This is a genomic window from Brachybacterium epidermidis (assembly GCF_015209585.1).
Taxonomy (GTDB): Bacteria; Actinomycetota; Actinomycetes; order Actinomycetales; family Dermabacteraceae; genus Brachybacterium; species Brachybacterium epidermidis.
The window spans coordinates 56,781-73,956 of sequence record NZ_JADEYR010000014.1 but is presented as its reverse complement, the minus strand read 5'-3'; the positions used below and the strand labels follow the sequence as shown (position 1 = coordinate 73,956).

The following is a 17,176-nucleotide window of genomic DNA, read 5'->3' as shown; positions in this document are numbered from 1 at the left end:
CAGCGCGCAGATTTCCGCACCACTTTATACGCGGAATTCGTGGGGGAGAGGGTGGTGTGAGGGGGCTGACGCACCCCTGGCAGCATTGCGCACCCCACGATGCTCCGAGGGGTGCGCGATGGTGGTCGAGCGGCGGGGCGGGCGGGAGCCCGGCCCACCAGGGCAGGCTGCCCTTAGGGACAGCTGTCTCCGGGTCAGCTGTCCTTGCGGGCCTCTTCCTTCGCGGCGGAGGTCTCCGGCTTGTTGTAGGCCAGCCAGAAGTAGACGCCCACGAACACGGCACCGCCGACGATGTTGCCGAGGATCACCGGGATCAGGTTGTCCCACACCACGGACAGCGGCGTCAGCGCCGCGAAGTCATCGACGGTCACTCCGGCCTCCTGGACGGCGGCACCGTTCCAGAACTCGTCCCCCGCGCCGTACTTGACCATCAGGCCCATCGGCAGCATGAACATGTTGGCCACCGAGTGCTCGAGGCCGGTGGCCACGAACAGCGAGATCGGGCCGATCACGGCGAGGATCTTGTCGGTGACCGTCTTGCCGGCGGTCGCGATCCACACCGCGAGGCACACGGCGAAGTTGGCCAGCAGGCCCAGGAAGAAGGCGCGCGGCCAGTCGTAGGAGACCTTGGCCAGCGAGGTGTTCAGCGTGATCAGGCCCCATGCCCCGCCATTGGAGGCGTGCACGCCGGCCAGCAGGATCAGCAGCGCCATCAGCGCGGAGCCGATGAAGTTGCCGGTGATGGAGATGCCCCAGTGAGCGAGCATCTTGCCGGCGGTGATCCGCTTGGACAGCCACGGCATGACGGTCATGGTGGTGCCGGTGAACAGGTCCGATCCGCTCATCACGACCAGTCCCAGGCCCACGGAGAACACGACACCGCCGAGGACCTTGGCGATGCCGGTGGGCCATTCGGTCATCCCCTGCTGGGAGGTGACCATGTAGATGAAGCCCCAGGCGATGAACGCGCCGCCGGTCAGGGACAGCAGGAACATGCGGCCGTAGGGCGTGGTCGCCTTGGCGTACATGCCGTCCTCGAGCGCCTTGGCGAGAGCCTTCGGTGCAGGGATCGCCGTGCTGGGCGGGGAGCGGAGCGGGAGCCGGCGCACCGGAGGCGCCGGGCCCGGGGGCGGGTGAACTCATGGGGGATTCCTTCTCTCGTACTCAGGAGGAATCCAGGTTACGCCCTGTTACCTGCGGAAGGAGACCGTTCAGCCCGAAACGGCGAGCGTGTCCTCGGGTGCGCTGTGCGGGCCCTGCGTGAGCGAGGGAACCCTGTCAGCCCTGTGTGCTCACCGGTACCACACCCACCGCGACCGACAGCGTGCTGGTGGCTCCGGGCGGACCCACCACGATCCCCTTGAGCGGGGGCACATCGGTGTAGTCGCGTCCCCAGGCGGTGGTCACGAAGCGCTGATCGACGAAGGTGCGGTTGGTGGGATCGATGTCCACCCAGCCCGTCCCGGGCACCAGCACGCTCAGCCAGGCGTGGGAGGCGGCCGAGCCCACCATCTCGCCGTCCGGCTGGGTGCCGAGCGCCCCGTCGGTACTGCGCGCGGTGCGCAGGTAGCCCGAGACGTACCGGGCGGCCAGCCCGGCGGACCGTGCCACCGCCACGCCCACGTGGGCGAAGTCCTGGCACACGCCGTGCCGGGCGCTGAGCACCTCCTCCAGGGTCGAGGTCACCGTGGTGGCCCCGGAGTCATAGGTGAAGTCGGTGTGGATCAGCGCGGTGAGGTGGGCCAGGCACTCGCCGGTGGGGCGCTCGGGGACGAACACCTCGGAGGCGATCTCCTCGACTGCCCCACCGGTGCGGATCCGGGGCGACGGCTGGGTGAAGTCGATGCTGGCCGCCGGCATCAGCGGGCCCCAGTTCTCCGGGCGGCAGCTCTCGAACGGGCGGGACATGGTCTCGCTGGGGTAGCGCCGCTCGGCCACGGAGACCCGTGCCCGGGAGTGCACCTCCAGGTGATCGTGGTGCTCATCCACCAGCAGGTAGGTCGAGGAGTTGCCGTAGAAGTCGGTGTGCGTGCTGAGCCGGGCGGGAGCAGGGTCCACGGAGACCTCGTGGGAGAGCACTCGCTGGTAGGGGGTGGCCCGGGGCTCCACGTGCGCGCGGCCGTAGTTGCGGCTGACGGGCTTGGCGTAGGTGTACGAGGTCAGGTGGTGCACGGAGTAGTCGACGGCCTTCACCGCGCTGTGGTCGTCCAGGCGCAGCGGGACCGGGGGCAGCTGCTCAGACATCGTCGAACCCCCAGGGGGCGGTGGACTCGGTGGGCCGGAAGTAGACGTCCTCGAGCGCACCGGCCAGTTCGCGCAGCGAGGAGATCGCGGAGCTGGCTTCGTCCAGCAGCACGGTGGGAGCGTCGTCGGCGGGATCGCCGACCGGGCGCAGCAGGTCGCGGGGCGTCCAGCCGCCGACGCGGGTGCGCAGTGCGCTCAGAGGCGCCCGCAGCTCGGGCGAGGGCGGGGGCTCGGGCAGGCGGTCCAGGCCGGCACCCAGGCGCTCCAGCTGGAAGGCGAGCGAGCGCGGCAGGGTGGCGTCGGCCAGCAGCAGCTCCAGCAGCAGCTCCGGCTGGACCGCGGCATGGTAGTAGCGCCGGTAGGAGGCTCCGGACTCGGTGATCACCGCGACCGCCTGGGTGATGCGCGCCTCGGATGCTCCCGGCCTGCGGTGGCCCAGGCTGGCGCGCAGCAGTGCCAGCAGCCCCAGGGTGCGCTCGATGCGGCGGCCGGTCTCGGTGAGGTCCCACCCGATGTTGCGCGGCATCGAGTCGGTGACGGCACCGGAGAGGGTGAGGCAGCCGTCGATGATGTCGGTGAGGGCAGGCTCCAGCGGCTGGGACTCCATGCGGGACAGGGAGCGGATCCGCGCCCGCATGCGCGCGATCACCGGCCAGATGTCATCGGAGACCAGGTCCCGCAGGGTGCGGGTGGTGTGGGCGAGAGCCGAGAACGACTGCGCGAGGGAGCCGGGTCGGTCCACCGCGGTCAGCAGGGAGGCGATCTCGGTGTGCACCTCCTCGGCGTCCTGCAGGTCGATCCGGTGGAAGCCGGGGAAGGTGGTGGTGACGTCCGTGATGGCCCTCAGCAGCACCGACAGCGCGGTGCGCGCACTGCTGCCGCGCTCGGAGCCGAGATCGTTGGTGGTGTCCAGCATGGTGCGCAGCAGGCGCGCGGTCAGGTCCACCCGCTCCAGGTAGCGGCCGAACCAGAACAGGTCCGAGCCGATCGAGCGGGTCATCGCGGGGTACGCAGGCAGCACCGAGCGGCTGACGGTGGTGGGGGATGCCGGTGCGGCTGCGCCGGCGCTGTCGGACTCCGGCACCAGTACCCATACGTCCTTCACCGCGGGCGGGGCATCGTCCACGGTGGTGGCCACGCCGCCGGGCAGCACCTCGTACCCGTCGTGCCCGGCCAGGACCATCAGCTGCAGGGTGACGGGTCGTTCGACGGGCTCCACCGCGCCGCTCGGGTCCAAGGACAGCACGGGGGACCAGGCGGTGCCGTTCTCCTCGGAGGCGGAGCGGAGCACCAGGTCCTCATGGAGCATCTGCCGGCACAGGTCGGGCAGGGCGCTGCGCAGTGCGGGGTTCTCCAGCAGCCCGGCCCCCAGCGGATTGAGCACCTCGACGTCGCCGTTGCGTGCAGCCTCCACCAGTCCCGTCACACCGCGCAGGGGAGTGGGGCCCAGGTCCAAGGGGTCCACCTGCCCGGAGGGGGCCAGACGGATCAGGGTGTCCACGGCCTCGGCCGGATCGGCCTGCACGCCGGGTACGCGCAGGGTGAGCGACCCGGCACCGGTGCGCAGGTCGGTGGCGGAGACCACGGGGGCGCCCAGGAGGTTCGCGAACCAGTGGTGGTCGAAGGCCCGCAAGGGATTCTCCTCCTGCCCCATCAGCACCACGGCCCGGCCCGCGCCGCCGTCAGTGCGCCCGCGATGGTCCAGCGCAGCGCGGATCCGATCGAAGAAGGGGTGCAGGCGGCGCAGCTCGGTGGAGCGGTACAGGCCTGGGGCGCAGCGGGACAGCACCCGGCGCATCTCCAGGGCGGCGCCCGCCCCGTGCGGGACGTCGATCTCGTCGCGGATCACCTTCCACTCGCCGTCGGCCGCGCGGCCCACGGTGCAGGTGAGGGCGAACAGGCTGTGGGACCCGCGGGCGGGGATGCCCACGGCGGTGCGCAGGTATGCCGGGTCGTTGAGCAGCTGCGCGGTGGGTGCCACATCGGAGCCGAACACGGTGCGGGGGCCGTAGAGGTCCGCGTACAGCGCGTCCATCAGGCGTGCACGCTGCACCAGACCGCCCGCCAGGTGCTCCCAGTCGGAAGCGGTGACCACCATCGGCAGGGGGTCGATCATCCCGGGGGCCGCACCGGAGACGTCGGCCGCGAACATGGCGCCGGCATCGGAGGATGCCTTGCGCAGAGCGGTGGGACCCAGGGCATCGAGTTCGACCTCGAGCGAGCGGGGGGTGGAGGAGCTCACCGGTTCATCGTAGGCGGCAGTGATGGCGACCGGCGGCTCGTGGCTGACCCGCCGGTCGCCTCGGGGCTCAGGAAGCAGCGACGACCGGAATGCCCTCGGAGGGCTGGACCACCACGAAGCCGGGGCCGTGGAAGGCCAGCTGGAACGACTCACCCGAACCGCGCCCGATCAGGGAGCCCATCTTGAAGTCGTTCTTGATCTGGGGCTGCAGGTTCGCCGACCAGCACACGGCTGCCTGCGGGTCCACGTACGTGGGCTGGCGCGAGCAGTCCAGCAGCATCGGTGGGCCGTCGGAGGTCACCGCCACCATGCCCTGCCCCTGCAGGAACAGGTTGAACAGACCGCCGGCCATCATCCCGCCGCCGCCGAGGGCACGGATGTCCCACTGGATGGTGCTGTCGAAGGCCAGGAGGTTCTTGGTGTTCAGGGTGAGGGCATCGCCCTCGAGCTGGATCAGGAAGATCTCGTGGGCCTGGCGGGCGTAGAACACCTCGCCGTGGCCGCGGGTGCGCATCATGTTGGCGCCCTCCCCGCTGACCATCTTCTTCAGCAGTTTCATGCCGCCGCCGGAGCCCTGGTACGAGAAGTCCATCTGCCCCTGGTAGGCGACCATGGCGCCGGCCGCGGAGATGATCTCGGGTGCCTGCGGGTGCAGGGCGCACCGCAGCATCTTCGAGGACTGCAGCGTCCAGCGGTCGTTGGTCTGCTTCTCCTGGTTCGAGGCGTCGAACAGGTTCGAGCGCATGGTTCCCCCTTCGTGCCGGCCGGGCCGTGCCCGGGTGCGTGTCGACGCCGCGCGGCGCCGCGGCGCCGAGGCTGTGCGGCTCCGCGCGCGCATCGTCTCACGTGCGGGAGGCGGGGTCGAGGGGCGGCCGTGCCCGAACCCGCCTCAGGCGGGGGCGTCGGTGAGCTGGTAGTCGCCGGCCTCGTCGACCGCGGCCGCGAGGGCGTCCTTGGACACCTCGCGGTCAGTCGTCAGCGTGAGGGTGGAGGTGCCTCCGGTGACCAGGTCGACCGTCACGTCGGAGACGCCCTCGATCGCGGAGACCTCCTCCGTCACCGCGTTCACGCAGTGGCCGCAGGTCAGGCCGGTCAGTCCGTAGGTGGAGGTGCTCATGTCGTGCTCCTTCGTCTCGCGTCGGTGGGGTGGGGGCGCTGGTTCCCCGGTGAGGCCGGGGCGCGCCCTTTGGCTGGGCCGGGACGCGCCCCTCGGGCGGGCCAGAGCCCACCGCTGGGCCGGGGCGGGAACCAGCCCCTCGATGCGATCCTATACCCCTCAGGGGTATCGCTCGGGTATGGCTTGCCGCTGTGCAGGAGCCGTGCAGGTGAAGTGGGGGAACGCCGGAACGAGCTCAGCGGGACCCCGGCCGCAGCACCCGCCTCGTAGCATGGCCACCATGGTCGATCCCCGCCCTCGTCGCCCGGCGCCCCGCGATCCGCGGCTCGTCGCGCTCGCTGAGGACTCCGGCTACGAGATCCAGGGACGCATCGGCGCCGGGGGCATGGGGATCGTCTACCGGGGCCGGGACGCCGACGGCAACGACGTCGCGGTCAAGCTCCTGCGCCACGAGATCTCCGATGATCCGCGTGCCCGGGAGCGCCTGGCCCGAGAGGTGGCAGCCCAGCAGCGGGTGCGCAACGACAACATCGTGCGGATCCTCGATGCCGAGCTCGACTCCGGGGACGCCTTCGTGGTCACCGAGTTCATCCCGGGGCCCACCCTCGAGGACGCCGTGCGCAGCCGGGGCGGGCTGCACCCCGAGGCCGTGCGAGAACTGGGCCTGGTGATGGGGGAGACCCTGCGGGACATCCATGCCGCCGGTGTGGTGCACCGTGACCTCAAGCCGAGCAATGTGCTGCTGCGCGGCGCCACCGACGAGGACCTGGACGGCTTCGACCCCGACGGGCACCGGCTGGACCCGGTGATCATCGACTTCGGCATCGCCATCGCCGCCGAGGAGTCGCGCTTGACCTCCACCGGCCTCGTGATGGGCACCGCCGCCTACCTCGATCCCGAGGTGGTGCGCACCAACCACACCGGGGAGGCAGGTGACTGGTGGGCGTGGGCCGCCCTGCTGGCCTTCGCGGCCACAGGCCGCGAACCGTACGGGGGTGGCCGCGCGGACCTGGTGTTCCTGCGCGCCGAGCGCGGCGAGATCGACGTCGAGGGCGCACCCGCGGAACTGGCACGGTGGCTGCGCAGTGCACTGCAGGCGGATCCGGAGCAGCGGCCCAGCCCCGAGGAGCTGCTTGAGCAGCTCGCCGATCTCGACCTCACCCACTACGACGACCCCGGTCCCACGGAGGTCTTCGAGGCCGGCGGGCGCACAGCAGCGCTGCCTGTCGCTGGAGCCGGCGCGGTGCCGCCTGGCACCGAGGCAGGCGGCAGCGCCGGGCGCGGGGCCGACGCGCCGGGGGGTGAGACCGCTGCCGTCGTGGGGGGTGTGCCCGCCCCCGAGGACGGGGCGCCCACAGTCGCGCAGGAGGCCGATCGCCACGCACCCCCGGAGGGAGTGACCGAGGCGCTCCCTGCGGTTGAGGGGCCGCCATCGCTCCACCGCACGCAGGTGATCCCCGCCGGGACGGACGACACCCAGGTTCTCGAACCGATCGACTCGCCCACCGCCGCGCTGCCGGTGGTGGACCATTCCTCCGCCACGGGGCCTCGAACGGAGCCGATCCCGGACCGCGGGCCGGCCACCGAGGTGCTGCCGGTGATGGGCACCCCGACCCGGCAGATGCCCGTGGTGCCGCAGCATGCGCAGCCTCCGGTGAACGGCGGGGGGTACCCGGTGCAGCGCAGCCCCCAGGTCGCGCCTGCACCGCAGATGCGCAGTCATGCCCCGGTAGTGCAAGCCCCTGCCCAGGTGCCCCCGGCGCCCGAGTGGGCCGCGCCTGGCGCCATGCCCGGGCAGATGACCCCGTACGGCCCCTGGCCGGCCCCCGCCCCGCCGCCGCGCCGGCCCCTGCTGGTGTGGACCGGGCACCTGCTGCTGATCGGCCTGGCCGCCGTGGCCCCCTACATCTCGCTGGTGCTGCTGCTGGTGCTGGGAACCCTGGCCCGCACATGGGAGCGGTCCCATCAGGCCCTCGCGCAGCGACGCCTCCGCGGCGCCGCGGGATCGGGCGCTCAGTGGGCCGTGGGGGCTGCTGCCCCCCTGCGGATGCTGCTGTCCCTGGTCGAGATCGCGCTCCAAGCGCTGCTCCCGCTGCTGCTGGGCCTGCTGGTGGGCATCGCCGTGGACGCAGCCTGGACCGTGCTGCGCGCCGCCCCACCGCCCGACGGCATTGCCTTCGCGACCGCGATGGCAGTGACCCTGCTCATCACCTGGGTGGGGATCGGCAGTCGCACCACCCGCGCGGGTGCGCATCGCATGGTGGACGCCGCCGGCCCGGACCGGGTGTGGTCGGCAGTGCTGGCCGTGCTCCTGCTGCTGCTGGTGGTCGCGGTGGTCACGACGATCCTTGCGCGCGGCGGGGCGGTGGACTACTTCCCCTTCGGCGCGGGCCCCAGACTCGAGGACATCGCCGTCTGGCGCCGCTGAGCGACCTTCCGGGCATACCCGGAGCGTGGTCCCGGCCCTCGGACGTTGACCTGCGAGGGTTACACTCGCCCCCGTCCCGTCCATCCGCAGCGCCCCACCCGGGGGTGAGGAGAGAACATGGCCTCGTCGTCGAAGTCAGCGCAGAGCCGCCGTGAGGCGCAGCGGGAAGCCATCCGCAAGCAGCGCCAGGCCGAGCTGCGCCGGCAGCGCACCGTGCGCACCGTGGTCATCGCCGTGATCACCATCGCCGCTCTCGTGCTCCTGGCCGGAGCCGGATACCTCATCTACCGCTCGCTGCAGCCCGAGGGTCCGGTGGCGACGCCGCAGGGAATCCCCGAGGGCCAGGGGTACCTGACCCTGGGCGCCCCCAGCGATTCCGGCAAGCCGGTGCTGGAGGTCCACCTGGACTTCATGTGCCCCCACTGCGGCACCTTCGAGGAGGTCAACGGCGCGGACGTGCAGACCATCGTCGAGAAGGAGGAGGCGACCGTTCACCTGGTGCCCCGTCGCATCTTGGACCGCTCCTCCAGCTCCGGTGACTTCTCCACCCGCTCGGCCAACGCACTGGTGTGCGTGTACGAGGACGACCCCGACAACGCCCTCGCCTTCCAGCAGGCCATGTTCGACAATCAGCCCACGCAGGGCACCGCGGGCCTGAGCAACGAGGAGATGTGGGAGTTCGCGCAGCAGGCCGGTGCCTCCGACAGCGTTCAGAGCTGCATCGACGGCCGCACCTACCAGGGCTGGGTGCGCCAGACGGCGAACGGCTACGCCCAGGAGAAGACCTCCGGCACTCCCTACGTGGAGATCGACGGCACCGAGTTCCAGGACTGGTCCACCCCCGGCGCCCTGCTCGAGGCCGTGCGGGCCGCGGGCGGCGGCGCGCCCGCCCCGTCCGACGGTGGTGGCGCCTCCGACGGTGGCGGTGCCTCCGATGGCGGCCAGGGCTGACCTGGCCCCGGTAGCATGTCGGGGCCGGTTGTGATCGACCGGCCCCATCCCGCTGGAGTGGCGCAACGGTAGCGCACCTGTCTTGTAAACAGGCGGTTGCGGGTTCGATTCCCGTCTCCAGCTCTGAGAACGGCTCTGGCCTACGGCAGGGCCATCACCGTGGCCGCAGCACGAGCACTGCAGGACGCAGGGGTCGCGTGAGGTGCTGCCGGCGGGTGCGTGTGAGCCCCGACGTTCCCAGTACGGTGGCCTACAGTTCGGCTGACCCAGTCAGCGAAGTCAGGAGCCGCTGTGATGCCCGAGAGCACCGACGACCAGACTGCCGATGCCGGCGGGGCGGAGCGAGTGGTGTTGCTGGACGAGGACGGCACCGCGGTGGGTACGGAGCTGAAATCCGAGGTGCACACCGATCGGACCCCGCTTCACCTGGCCTTCTCCGTGCACCTGATGGCGGATGACGGCCGGGTGCTGCTGACCCGCCGCGCCCTGTCGAAGAAGACCTGGCCGGGGGTGTGGACGAACTCGCTGTGCGGGCACCCGGCACCCGGGGAGTCCACCGCCGATGCGATCCGCCGGCGTGCCGCCCAGGAGCTGTGCATCGATCCGACGTGGCTGGGGGAGCCCGAGCCGCTCCTGCCGGAGTTCCGCTACCGCGCGGTCGATGCCAGCGGGGTGGTGGAGAATGAGATCTGCCCCGTGTTCGTGGTGCGACTTCGGGTGGAGCCGGAGCAGTTGCCGGCGCCCAACCCCGAGGAGGTCGCCGAGCAGCGCTGGCTGCCTGGGGAGGACCTGGTCGCTGCGGTGCAGGCTGCGCCCTTCGTGGTCAGCCCGTGGCTCGCCCTGCACATCGCCGACGATCGCGCGCGGGAGGCGCTCAGGGCAGGTGCGGCCGGCTGATCAGTTCCACCGCACCTGGGCGATGATCAGCATGGTCACCAGGAAACCCGTGAGGTAGTTCAGCCACAGGAAGCGCCGCCAGCCGGCGTTGGCCCTCTCCGCGCGCTCATCGGGCAGGGCGCGGAACGGCCAGATGTTGGCGATGTACGGCAGCATCAGCACCGCTCCCAGGGAGAACAGCTCCCACGGAAGCACCAGCAGCACCGCGGCCAGGGCGTAGAGCCCCATGGACACCAGCACCGTCGCCCGCGCACCCAGCACCGTGGCGATCGACCCCAGGCCGGCGGCCCGGTCGGCGGTCACGTCCTGCACCGCCCCGAAGGCCTGGCTGGCCATCGACCAGGAGAAGAACGCCGCCAGCACCAGCACTGCCGAGGCACTCAGGCGGCCGTCCGGCAGCAGGGCACCCACCACGGCCGGGCCCACGAAATGGGTGGCTGAGGTGGCCGAGTCCAGGAACGGCACCTCCTTGAAGCGCAGGCCCTTGGCGCTGTACGCCACGACCGCGACCATGGTGACCGTGAGCGCCACCGCGGAGGCGATCGTCCCCACCGCGTACAGGTAGACGAGGAAAGGCACGCAGGCGACGATGCAGGCCATCAGGATCATCCGATGGTGACTGCGGTCCACCACCGCGCCCTCCACGCCACCCTTGCGGGGGTTCAGCAGATCGGACTCGTAGTCGAACACATCGTTGATCCCGTACATCGCCAGGTTGTAGGGGATCAGGAAGAACAGCGTGCCGATCACCAGCGGCAGGTCGATGCGTCCGGTGGTCAGCAGCATGGCCGCTGCGAACGGGTAGGCCGTGTTCACCCAGGACAGCGGGCGTGAGGTGTGCAGCAGGGACGAGAGCAGGCTGCTGCTGCGGGCCGGAGCGCTCATCGCAGGCCTCCTTCTGCTGGGTCACGATCTTCTCGCTCATGCCCGGCCGGTTCTGCGCGGGAAGGGCCTGTTCGATCACGGTCCCGGCGCAGGAACGCCCACAGCGCGGGCAGCAGCAGGGCCACCACCAGCACGTAGGAGAAGTCCTCGATGGGTGCCAGGCCGATGCGCCATCCGATCAGGTGCTCCTGGGCGTAGGTGAACAGCCCCACCGCGATCATGATCGTGTCGAACACCGCGGTGAGCACCGCCACCACGGTGAAGGCGATCAGCGAGGTCAGCAGGACACGTCGTCTGCGCCGCCGCTGCACGTGCGAGAGGGCCAGGGCCGAGGCCACGGCCGCCACCGCCATCACCACCAGGTTCACGTACAGGTAGGTCATGCCGCTCCGGTCCGTCCTGCGCTGCCGGCGCCGGAGGCAGCCGCTCCATCCCTGCCGCCCGCACGGGCGCAGAGCAGACGATCGGCACCCGTGGCCACCACCATCGTCAGATGGCAGAGGAACCACAGGAAGAACGGCTCCTCGATCGTCAGGTGCGGCACGATCTCGTAGCCGCTGAGGTACGGGCCCTCGCCGCGCGCGAACACCCCGAGCGCGATGCACACCAGGTCCCACACCAGCAGCAGCCCCACCCCGGCCGCCTGCACTCTCAGCGCGCGCCGCCGGTCACGGAACAGGTACAGCCGGAAGCGGTGGTCCAGCAGCAGCATGCAGCCGCTGGAGGCGATGATCGCCGCGAGGTAGGCCCAGGAGGTCACGAACTCCATCATGGCGCGATCCGCGGCAGGGCCGACGGCGGCAGCGGGCCGTCGCTGCGGTCGCCCCGCAGGCGCTTGAGCACGTTCTCCGCGCTGATCAGGCACATCGGCAGACCGACCCCGGGAACCGTGGTGCCGCCGGCGTACAGCAGGTTCGGAACATGGCGGGAGCGGTTGGCGCCGCGCAGGAAGGCGGACTGCCGCAGCGTGTGCGCAGGGCCCAGTGCGTTGCCGCGCCAGGAGTGCAGGTCAGCCGCGAAGTCGCCGGGTCCCACGCTGTGCCGCACCACGATCCGATCGGCCAGGTCCGGCACCCCGGCCCAGTCGCTGATCTGCGCGATCGCCTGGTCCACGGCCCTCTCCACGTCGGCATCGCCTTTGCCGTCGGCCCCGCCGCGGCCCAGACCGCGGCCGGTGGGAGCATCGGGGGAGACGGGGATCAGCACGAACAGGTTCTCGCTGCCGGCCGGGGCGCTGGTGGGGTCGGTCGCGGAGCTGCGGCACACGTAGATGCTGGCCGGATCCGGGACCGTGGGCTGCGCGGCCCCGATCTGTGCGAAGTTGCGATCCCAGTCCTTCGTGAACAGCAGCGTGTGGTGGGTCAGCTGGGGGAGCTCGCCCTCCACACCCAGCAGCGCCAGCACGGCACCGGGTCCGCTGGTGCGGCCATCCCAGTACCGCTGCGGATAGGTGGCCAGCTCCTGCGGGAGCAGACGGGTCTCGGTGTGGTGCAGATCCGCGGCGGAGACCACCACGTCCGCATCGATCTGCTCGATGCCGGCGGCGGTGCGCACCGTGACTCCGGTGGCGCGGGCGCGACTGAGGCCCGGCAGCCCGCGCGGTGCGGTGGTGCGGATGGCGGTGACCTCCGCGCCGGTGCGGATCTGGGCCCCTTCGGCACGGGCGAGGTCGGCGATCACCTCGATGATGCGGTGGAACCCCCCTTGGGGGTACTTCACACCGTCCTCCAGGTCCATCGCGCTCATCAGGTGGTACAGGCTGGGCGCGGTGCGCGGCGTGGCCGCCAGGAACACCGCCGGGTAGCCCAGGATCTGCCGCAGCCGGGTGTCCTGGACCGTACGGCTCACCAGGGAGTGCAGGGACTCCAGCAGCAGCCGGCCCAGCTTCGGCAGATGCGGTAGGGAGCGCAGGGCGGTGCCCAGCGGCCCCCCCGAGAAGGTGGTGTACAGGAAGGACCGGGTGGCCAGCTCATAGGTGTGCCGCGCGGAGTCCAGGTACCGCTCCAGGCGCCTGCCCGCCCCGGGCTCGACCTGCTCGAACAGTGCCACCGCCGCGGCCCGGTCCGAGCGCACGTCCAGCGGCTCGGCGTGCCCCTCGCCGTACACCCGGTACGCCGGATCGAGGTCCACCAGCTCCAGGTGGTCCTCGATGCGCTCCCCCAGGAGCTCGAAGAAGTGCTCGAAGCACTCCGGCATCAGGTACCAGGACGGCCCGGTGTCGAACACGAAGTCCTCTCGCCTGAGGCGGCCGGCCCGACCGCCCAGCTGATCCCGGGCTTCGAGCACCGTCACCCGGTGGCCGTCCCGCGCCAGCAGGGCCGCGGTGGCGAGCCCTGCGATCCCCGCACCGATCACGATCACCCGTGCCATCAGCGATTCCTCCCGTCGGGCCTGCGCGCTCGCAGGCCACGGCCCCGCTCCTGCAGAGCGGCCCGCGCGATGATCGCGGCCTTCTGGGCGTCGGGGATGCGCACCCGCCCCGTCCGCAGCTCCTCGGCGTCGGTCGCGGCCAGGCGGTCGGTGAGAGCGGCGAACAGGTCGTGGACCGCGCGCACCGCGGTGCGACTGGAATCCGGCAGCAGCACGATCGCCTCCCGGGCTGCGGCGAGGTCCGCCTGGATGTCGATCAGCAGCTCATCCTTCTGCTGGTCGGTGAGGGTGGCCGGGTCCACTCCGGGGAAGTAGCTGCGTCCGCGACCCACCGCGTCTGCCCGCAGATCCCGCAGGAAGTTCACCTTCTGGAAGGCCGCGCCGAGGCGTCGGGCGCCCTCGAGCAGCGCCGAGGAAGGGGCGACGGGCACGGGGGAGCGGTCGGTGGTGAACACGTGCAGGCACATGAGCCCCACCACCTCCGCGCTGCCGTACACGTACTGCTCGAAGGAGGAGGGATCGTGCTCGCTGACGGTGAGGTCCGCGCGCATGGAGGCGAAGAACGGGCGGGTCAGTTCAGAGCCGATGCCGCAGGCGCGGGCGGTGCGAGCGAAGGCGTGCACCACCAGATCGCTGCTGAACCCGCTGGCCAGTGCCTGTTCGGTGCGCGTCTCGTAGTCATCCAGTGCTGCGGCGATGGCATCCGGTTCCAGACCGCACCCCTCGGCGGCGCCGTCGACGATCTCATCGGCCACCCGCACCAGTGCGTAGACGGACCGCACCCGGCCCCGCACCGGGGTGCCCAGCAGCCGGGTGGAGGAGCCGAAGCTGGTGGAGTACGCATCGATCCCCCGGGCCGCCGCACGCACGGCCGCAGCGGTGTATGCGCGGGCGTCGAGGGCCGCCTGGGGATGGGGCACGGGAGGCTGCTGGATCACCTGGGCGCTCCGATCTCCTCGGCGAGGCGGCGCAGTGTGCTGCCCAGTGGATCGGGGAGCTGCGCCGGTCCGATGTGCTGCTGTGCCTGATGGGCGTGCCGCCGGATCTGCTCGCTCGTCGCATCCAGGGCCCCGCACCGTGTGAGCAGCTCCCGCATGGACACGGTGATGCCGGCCAGATCTGCATCGGTGGCGACGGCCGAGCGGGCCAGCAGCTCGCGCACCTCCGCCGCTCGAGGAGACATCAGTGCGGAGGCCATGAGGTAGGTGTGCTTGCCCTCACGAAGGTCACCGCCCACGGGTTTGCCGGTGCTCTCCTGGTCGCCGAACACTCCCTGCACGTCGTCCTCGAGCTGGTAGGCCATGCCCAGCTGGGTGCCGATCCGCCCGACGGCCTGGACCTGCTCGGTCTCAAGACCCGCCAGCAGAGCACCGGACATCAGCGGTGCCTGGAACGTGTACACGGCGGTCTTCAGCTCGGCGGTGCGCAGCGCCTCGCTGCGCAGGTCGGCGGGGCCGGCATCGCCACCTGCCGGAGCGAGGGCCAGCTCCACGTCCAGCAGCTCGCCCAGGGTGGTGGTCACCACCGTGTCGTGCAGGATCCGCTGGAGCTGCTCCCGCTCGGGGGCCTGCACCTCAGCCGTGCCGGCCAGCAGCAGACGGTACGCGGCGGCCAGGGCCAGATCGCCGGCCAGGATGCTGCGGGAGTACCCCCGGTGGATGGCTGACTCTCCGGACATTCCGCGCGAACGCGCGCCCGCGGCGTGCGAGGCGTGCAGGGAGGGACGCCCGTAGCGCATGTCGTCGCGGTCGATCACGTCGTCGTGCAGGATGAACGCCGCGTGCAGCAGCCCGTACACGGCGGCGACCGCGGCCACCGCATCGGCCGTCGCAGCAGACGGCCCGCGCTCACCGACGTGCGCGGCCAGCACCACCAGGCGTGAGCGCAGGCGCTTCCCACTGCGCGTGTGGGTGAGGACCTCTTCCCACAGGGAACGCCCGTGATCGCCGGCTCCCTGGCCGCAGTCCTGCTGTGTGCGCACGAACCGCTCCAGGGTGGAATCCACTGCTGCCAGGTCGATGGCGTCGAGGCCCAGATAGTTCACTGGGTTAGTCAACCATATGCCGGGCGGAGGCCACCGAGGCTCCTCCCAGGCGCGGGAGGCGCCTCCCTCCAGCTCGCAGCGCACTGTTCTGAGCAGGCAAGCAGCTCTACCGGGTGCTGCGTTCAGATGGCGTTGGTGGCGTCCTCGTCACTGATCACCGGCATGGCGGTGGTGGTGGTCATCGGCTCACCCTCGGGGGAGAGCGGTCGCACCTTCAGCCAGTAGTAGCCGTGCGAGCCCAGCATGATCGTGAGGGTGCCGTCCTCGCTCACGGCAGGGAACTCATGGCCTCCGAACAGGTCGCGCACAGTGCGGCGGGCAAGGCCGCCCCGATCGAGGGTCGCGGTCACCGGCTGCGAGGACAGGTTGAACACGCACAGCAGGGTCTCGGCGTGGGAGTCCGCCTCCTCGCCGTACTCGGCGCCGTCGTAGGTGCGGGTGAAGGCCAGCACCCGGTCCGAGTCCGCGGGAATGTTCCGGTAGGCACCCATGCCGAAGGCCTCGTGCTCCCGCCGCACCGCCAGCATCCACCGCACGAAGTGCAGCAGCGAGCCGGAGTGGGCCATCTCCGCCTCCACGTTGGTGGTGGAGTAGTGGTACACCAGCGACTGGATCACCGGCAGGTACAGCTTGCCCGGATCGGTGATCTCGCTGAACCCGGCGTTGCGGTCCGGGGTCCACTGCATCGGCGTGCGCACCGCATCGCGGTCCTCCAGCCAGATGTTGTCCCCCATGCCGATCTCGTCACCGTAGTAGAGGAAGGGGGAGCCGGGCAGGGACAGCAGCAGGGCGTGGATCAGCTCCAGCTCGGAGCGGGAGTTGTCCAGCAGCGGCGCCAGGCGGCGACGGATGCCGATGTTGGCCCGCATGCGCGAATCGGGGGCGTACCAGCCGAGCATCGCCGAGCGGTCCTCGGGGGAGACCATCTCCAGGGTGAGCTCGTCGTGATTGCGCAGGAACGTGCCCCACTGAGCGCCGGGGGGGATCTCCGGGGTGTCGGCCATGATGTCGATGATGTGGCGGGCCGAGCCCTCCCGCAGCGCGTAGAAGATGCGCGGCATCACCGGGAAGTGGAAGCACATGTGGCACTCGGGCCGGTCCTCGGTACCGAAGTACTCCACCACGTCCTGGGGCCACTGGTTGGCCTCGGCGATGATCACCTTGCCCGGCCAGTGCTCGTCCACGAACGCCCGCAGCTCCGCCAGGAAGTCGTGGGTGGCCGGCAGGTTCTCCCCGTCGGTCCCCTCCTCCTCGAACAGGTAGGGGATGGCGTCGGCGCGGAACCCGTCGATCCCCTTGTCCAGCCAGAAGCGCACCACGTCGAGCACGGCCTCGCGCACCTTGGGGTTCTCGAAGTTGAGATCCGGCTGGTGGGAGAAGAAGCGGTGCCAGAAGAACTGGCGGCGCACCGGGTCGAAGGTCCAGTTCGACTCCTCGGTGTCCACGAAGATGATCCGCGCTTCCTGGTACTTCTCATCGGTGTCGGACCACACGTAGAAGTCGCCGAAGGGGCCCTCCGGGTCCGAGCGTGACTCCAGGAACCAGGGGTGCTTGTCGGAGGTGTGGTTCAGCGGCAGGTCGATGATCACGCGGATCCCGCGACGGTGCGCCTCGGAGACCAGGCGCTCGAAGTCCGTGATCGAGCCGAACTCGGGCAGCACGGCCTCGTAGTCGGAGATGTCGTACCCGCCGTCGCGCAGGGGGGAGGCGAAGAACGGCGGCAGCCACAGGCAGTCGATGCCCAGCCACTGCAGGTAGTCGAGGCGATCGATCAGGCCGCTGAAATCACCGGTGCCATCGCCGTTGCCGTCCGCGAAGGCGCGCACCAGCACCTCGTAGAACACGGCCTTTCGGTACCAGTGGGGGTCGTAGTCGACGCCCGGTCCCTGCGGCGAGAACTGGGTGGCGTTCAGGGCCATAGCCTGCTCCTTCGATCGTCTGCGCGGCAGGCCCCAGCGTAGTGGAGGCGGTGGTGGGCGGCGGCCCCGTCCGGTGGTA

At 70.9% G+C, this 17,176-nt stretch carries 15 protein-coding genes, 1 tRNA gene and 1 pseudogene; 4 read left to right on the top strand and 13 right to left on the bottom strand.

Annotated features, from left to right (window positions below):
• Positions 1 to 194 precede the first annotated feature (194 nt).
• From IOE58_RS11690 to IOE58_RS11670, 5 genes are all read right to left on the bottom strand, one after another.
• On the bottom strand, positions 195 to 1,109 hold the full coding sequence (locus IOE58_RS11690; protein WP_348981968.1) for a formate/nitrite transporter family protein: 915 nt from the start codon (positions 1,107 to 1,109) through the stop codon (positions 195 to 197).
• 169 nt (positions 1,110 to 1,278) lie between these two features.
• Entirely contained in the window at positions 1,279 to 2,244 is a 966-nt protein-coding gene (locus tag IOE58_RS11685; protein WP_193866551.1) for a transglutaminase family protein, read from the bottom strand.
• A complete protein-coding gene (locus tag IOE58_RS11680) occupies positions 2,237 to 4,486 on the bottom strand; it encodes a circularly permuted type 2 ATP-grasp protein (RefSeq protein WP_193866550.1) in 2,250 nt (749 codons plus the stop codon). The genes IOE58_RS11685 and IOE58_RS11680 overlap by 8 nt, the downstream gene beginning before the upstream one ends.
• 67 nt (positions 4,487 to 4,553) lie before the next feature.
• Positions 4,554 to 5,231 (bottom strand): AIM24 family protein, encoded by a 678-nt coding sequence (locus tag IOE58_RS11675; protein WP_193866549.1) that lies wholly within the window; start codon positions 5,229 to 5,231, stop codon positions 4,554 to 4,556.
• A gap of 144 nt (positions 5,232 to 5,375) precedes the next feature.
• Positions 5,376 to 5,603 (bottom strand): heavy-metal-associated domain-containing protein, encoded by a 228-nt coding sequence (locus IOE58_RS11670; protein ID WP_193866548.1) that lies wholly within the window; start codon positions 5,601 to 5,603, stop codon positions 5,376 to 5,378.
• A 280-nt stretch (positions 5,604 to 5,883) separates the two neighbouring features.
• Between IOE58_RS11670 and IOE58_RS11665 the strand changes: the two genes are divergently transcribed.
• The 4 genes from IOE58_RS11665 to idi all read left to right on the top strand — a co-directional run bounded on the left by IOE58_RS11665 (position 5,884) and on the right by idi (position 9,879).
• Complete coding sequence (locus IOE58_RS11665; RefSeq protein WP_228019864.1) at positions 5,884 to 8,031, top strand: serine/threonine-protein kinase; 2,148 nt, start codon at positions 5,884 to 5,886, stop codon at positions 8,029 to 8,031.
• A 117-nt stretch (positions 8,032 to 8,148) separates the two neighbouring features.
• Positions 8,149 to 8,982 carry a DsbA family protein gene (locus IOE58_RS11660; RefSeq protein ID WP_193866546.1) on the top strand — a complete coding sequence of 278 codons (834 nt, stop codon included), beginning with the start codon at positions 8,149 to 8,151 and terminating at the stop codon, positions 8,980 to 8,982.
• 51 nt (positions 8,983 to 9,033) lie between these two features.
• Positions 9,034 to 9,105 (top strand) — tRNA-Thr (locus IOE58_RS11655).
• A gap of 171 nt (positions 9,106 to 9,276) precedes the next feature.
• Complete coding sequence (idi, locus tag IOE58_RS11650; protein WP_193866545.1) at positions 9,277 to 9,879, top strand: isopentenyl-diphosphate Delta-isomerase; 603 nt, start codon at positions 9,277 to 9,279, stop codon at positions 9,877 to 9,879.
• Here the strand turns inward: idi and IOE58_RS11645 are convergent, their stop codons facing one another.
• From IOE58_RS11645 to treS, 8 genes and pseudogenes are all read right to left on the bottom strand, one after another.
• Positions 9,880 to 10,764, bottom strand: a complete 885-nt coding sequence (locus IOE58_RS11645) for a prenyltransferase (RefSeq protein WP_193866544.1) — start codon at positions 10,762 to 10,764, stop codon at positions 9,880 to 9,882.
• Positions 10,761 to 11,147 carry a lycopene cyclase domain-containing protein gene (locus tag IOE58_RS11640; protein WP_193866543.1) on the bottom strand — a complete coding sequence of 129 codons (387 nt, stop codon included), beginning with the start codon at positions 11,145 to 11,147 and terminating at the stop codon, positions 10,761 to 10,763. Before IOE58_RS11640 ends, IOE58_RS11645 begins: the two co-directional genes overlap by 4 nt.
• On the bottom strand, positions 11,144 to 11,536 hold the full coding sequence (locus tag IOE58_RS11635; protein WP_311199678.1) for a lycopene cyclase domain-containing protein: 393 nt from the start codon (positions 11,534 to 11,536) through the stop codon (positions 11,144 to 11,146). The genes IOE58_RS11640 and IOE58_RS11635 overlap by 4 nt, the downstream gene beginning before the upstream one ends.
• Positions 11,533 to 13,077: a phytoene desaturase family protein gene (gene crtI / locus IOE58_RS11630; protein ID WP_431831705.1), complete on the bottom strand. Its 1,545-nt coding sequence runs from the start codon at positions 13,075 to 13,077 to the stop codon at positions 11,533 to 11,535. Before crtI ends, IOE58_RS11635 begins: the two co-directional genes overlap by 4 nt.
• A gap of 6 nt (positions 13,078 to 13,083) precedes the next feature.
• Positions 13,084 to 13,179 (bottom strand): annotated as a pseudogene (locus IOE58_RS14890) (hypothetical protein); the annotation flags it as partial.
• Positions 13,134 to 14,072: a squalene/phytoene synthase family protein gene (locus tag IOE58_RS11625; protein WP_193866541.1), complete on the bottom strand. Its 939-nt coding sequence runs from the start codon at positions 14,070 to 14,072 to the stop codon at positions 13,134 to 13,136. The pseudogene IOE58_RS14890 and the gene IOE58_RS11625, both read right to left, overlap by 46 nt.
• Complete coding sequence (locus IOE58_RS11620) at positions 14,069 to 15,178, bottom strand: polyprenyl synthetase family protein (protein WP_193866540.1); 1,110 nt, start codon at positions 15,176 to 15,178, stop codon at positions 14,069 to 14,071. Before IOE58_RS11620 ends, IOE58_RS11625 begins: the two co-directional genes overlap by 4 nt.
• 122 nt (positions 15,179 to 15,300) lie before the next feature.
• A complete protein-coding gene (treS, locus tag IOE58_RS11615) occupies positions 15,301 to 17,097 on the bottom strand; it encodes a maltose alpha-D-glucosyltransferase (protein ID WP_193866539.1) in 1,797 nt (598 codons plus the stop codon).
• Between the last annotated feature and the right edge of the window lie 79 nt (positions 17,098 to 17,176).

Bases quoted from the DNA above. Each gene is read 5' to 3' on its own strand.
- IOE58_RS11660 (WP_193866546.1), top strand. From the start codon at position 8,149: ATGGCCTCGTCGTCGAAGTCAGCGCAGAGCCGCCGTGAGGCGCAGCGG.
- IOE58_RS11640 (WP_193866543.1), bottom strand. From the start codon at position 11,147: ATGACCTACCTGTACGTGAACCTGGTGGTGATGGCGGTGGCGGCCGTG.
- IOE58_RS11665 (WP_228019864.1), top strand. From the start codon at position 5,884: ATGGTCGATCCCCGCCCTCGTCGCCCGGCGCCCCGCGATCCGCGGCTC.
- IOE58_RS11635 (WP_311199678.1), bottom strand. From the start codon at position 11,536: ATGATGGAGTTCGTGACCTCCTGGGCCTACCTCGCGGCGATCATCGCC.
- IOE58_RS11670 (WP_193866548.1), bottom strand. From the start codon at position 5,603: ATGAGCACCTCCACCTACGGACTGACCGGCCTGACCTGCGGCCACTGC.
- IOE58_RS11685 (WP_193866551.1), bottom strand. From the start codon at position 2,244: ATGTCTGAGCAGCTGCCCCCGGTCCCGCTGCGCCTGGACGACCACAGC.
- idi (WP_193866545.1), top strand. From the start codon at position 9,277: ATGCCCGAGAGCACCGACGACCAGACTGCCGATGCCGGCGGGGCGGAG.
- IOE58_RS11675 (WP_193866549.1), bottom strand. From the start codon at position 5,231: ATGCGCTCGAACCTGTTCGACGCCTCGAACCAGGAGAAGCAGACCAAC.
- IOE58_RS11645 (WP_193866544.1), bottom strand. From the start codon at position 10,764: ATGAGCGCTCCGGCCCGCAGCAGCAGCCTGCTCTCGTCCCTGCTGCAC.
- treS (WP_193866539.1), bottom strand. From the start codon at position 17,097: ATGGCCCTGAACGCCACCCAGTTCTCGCCGCAGGGACCGGGCGTCGAC.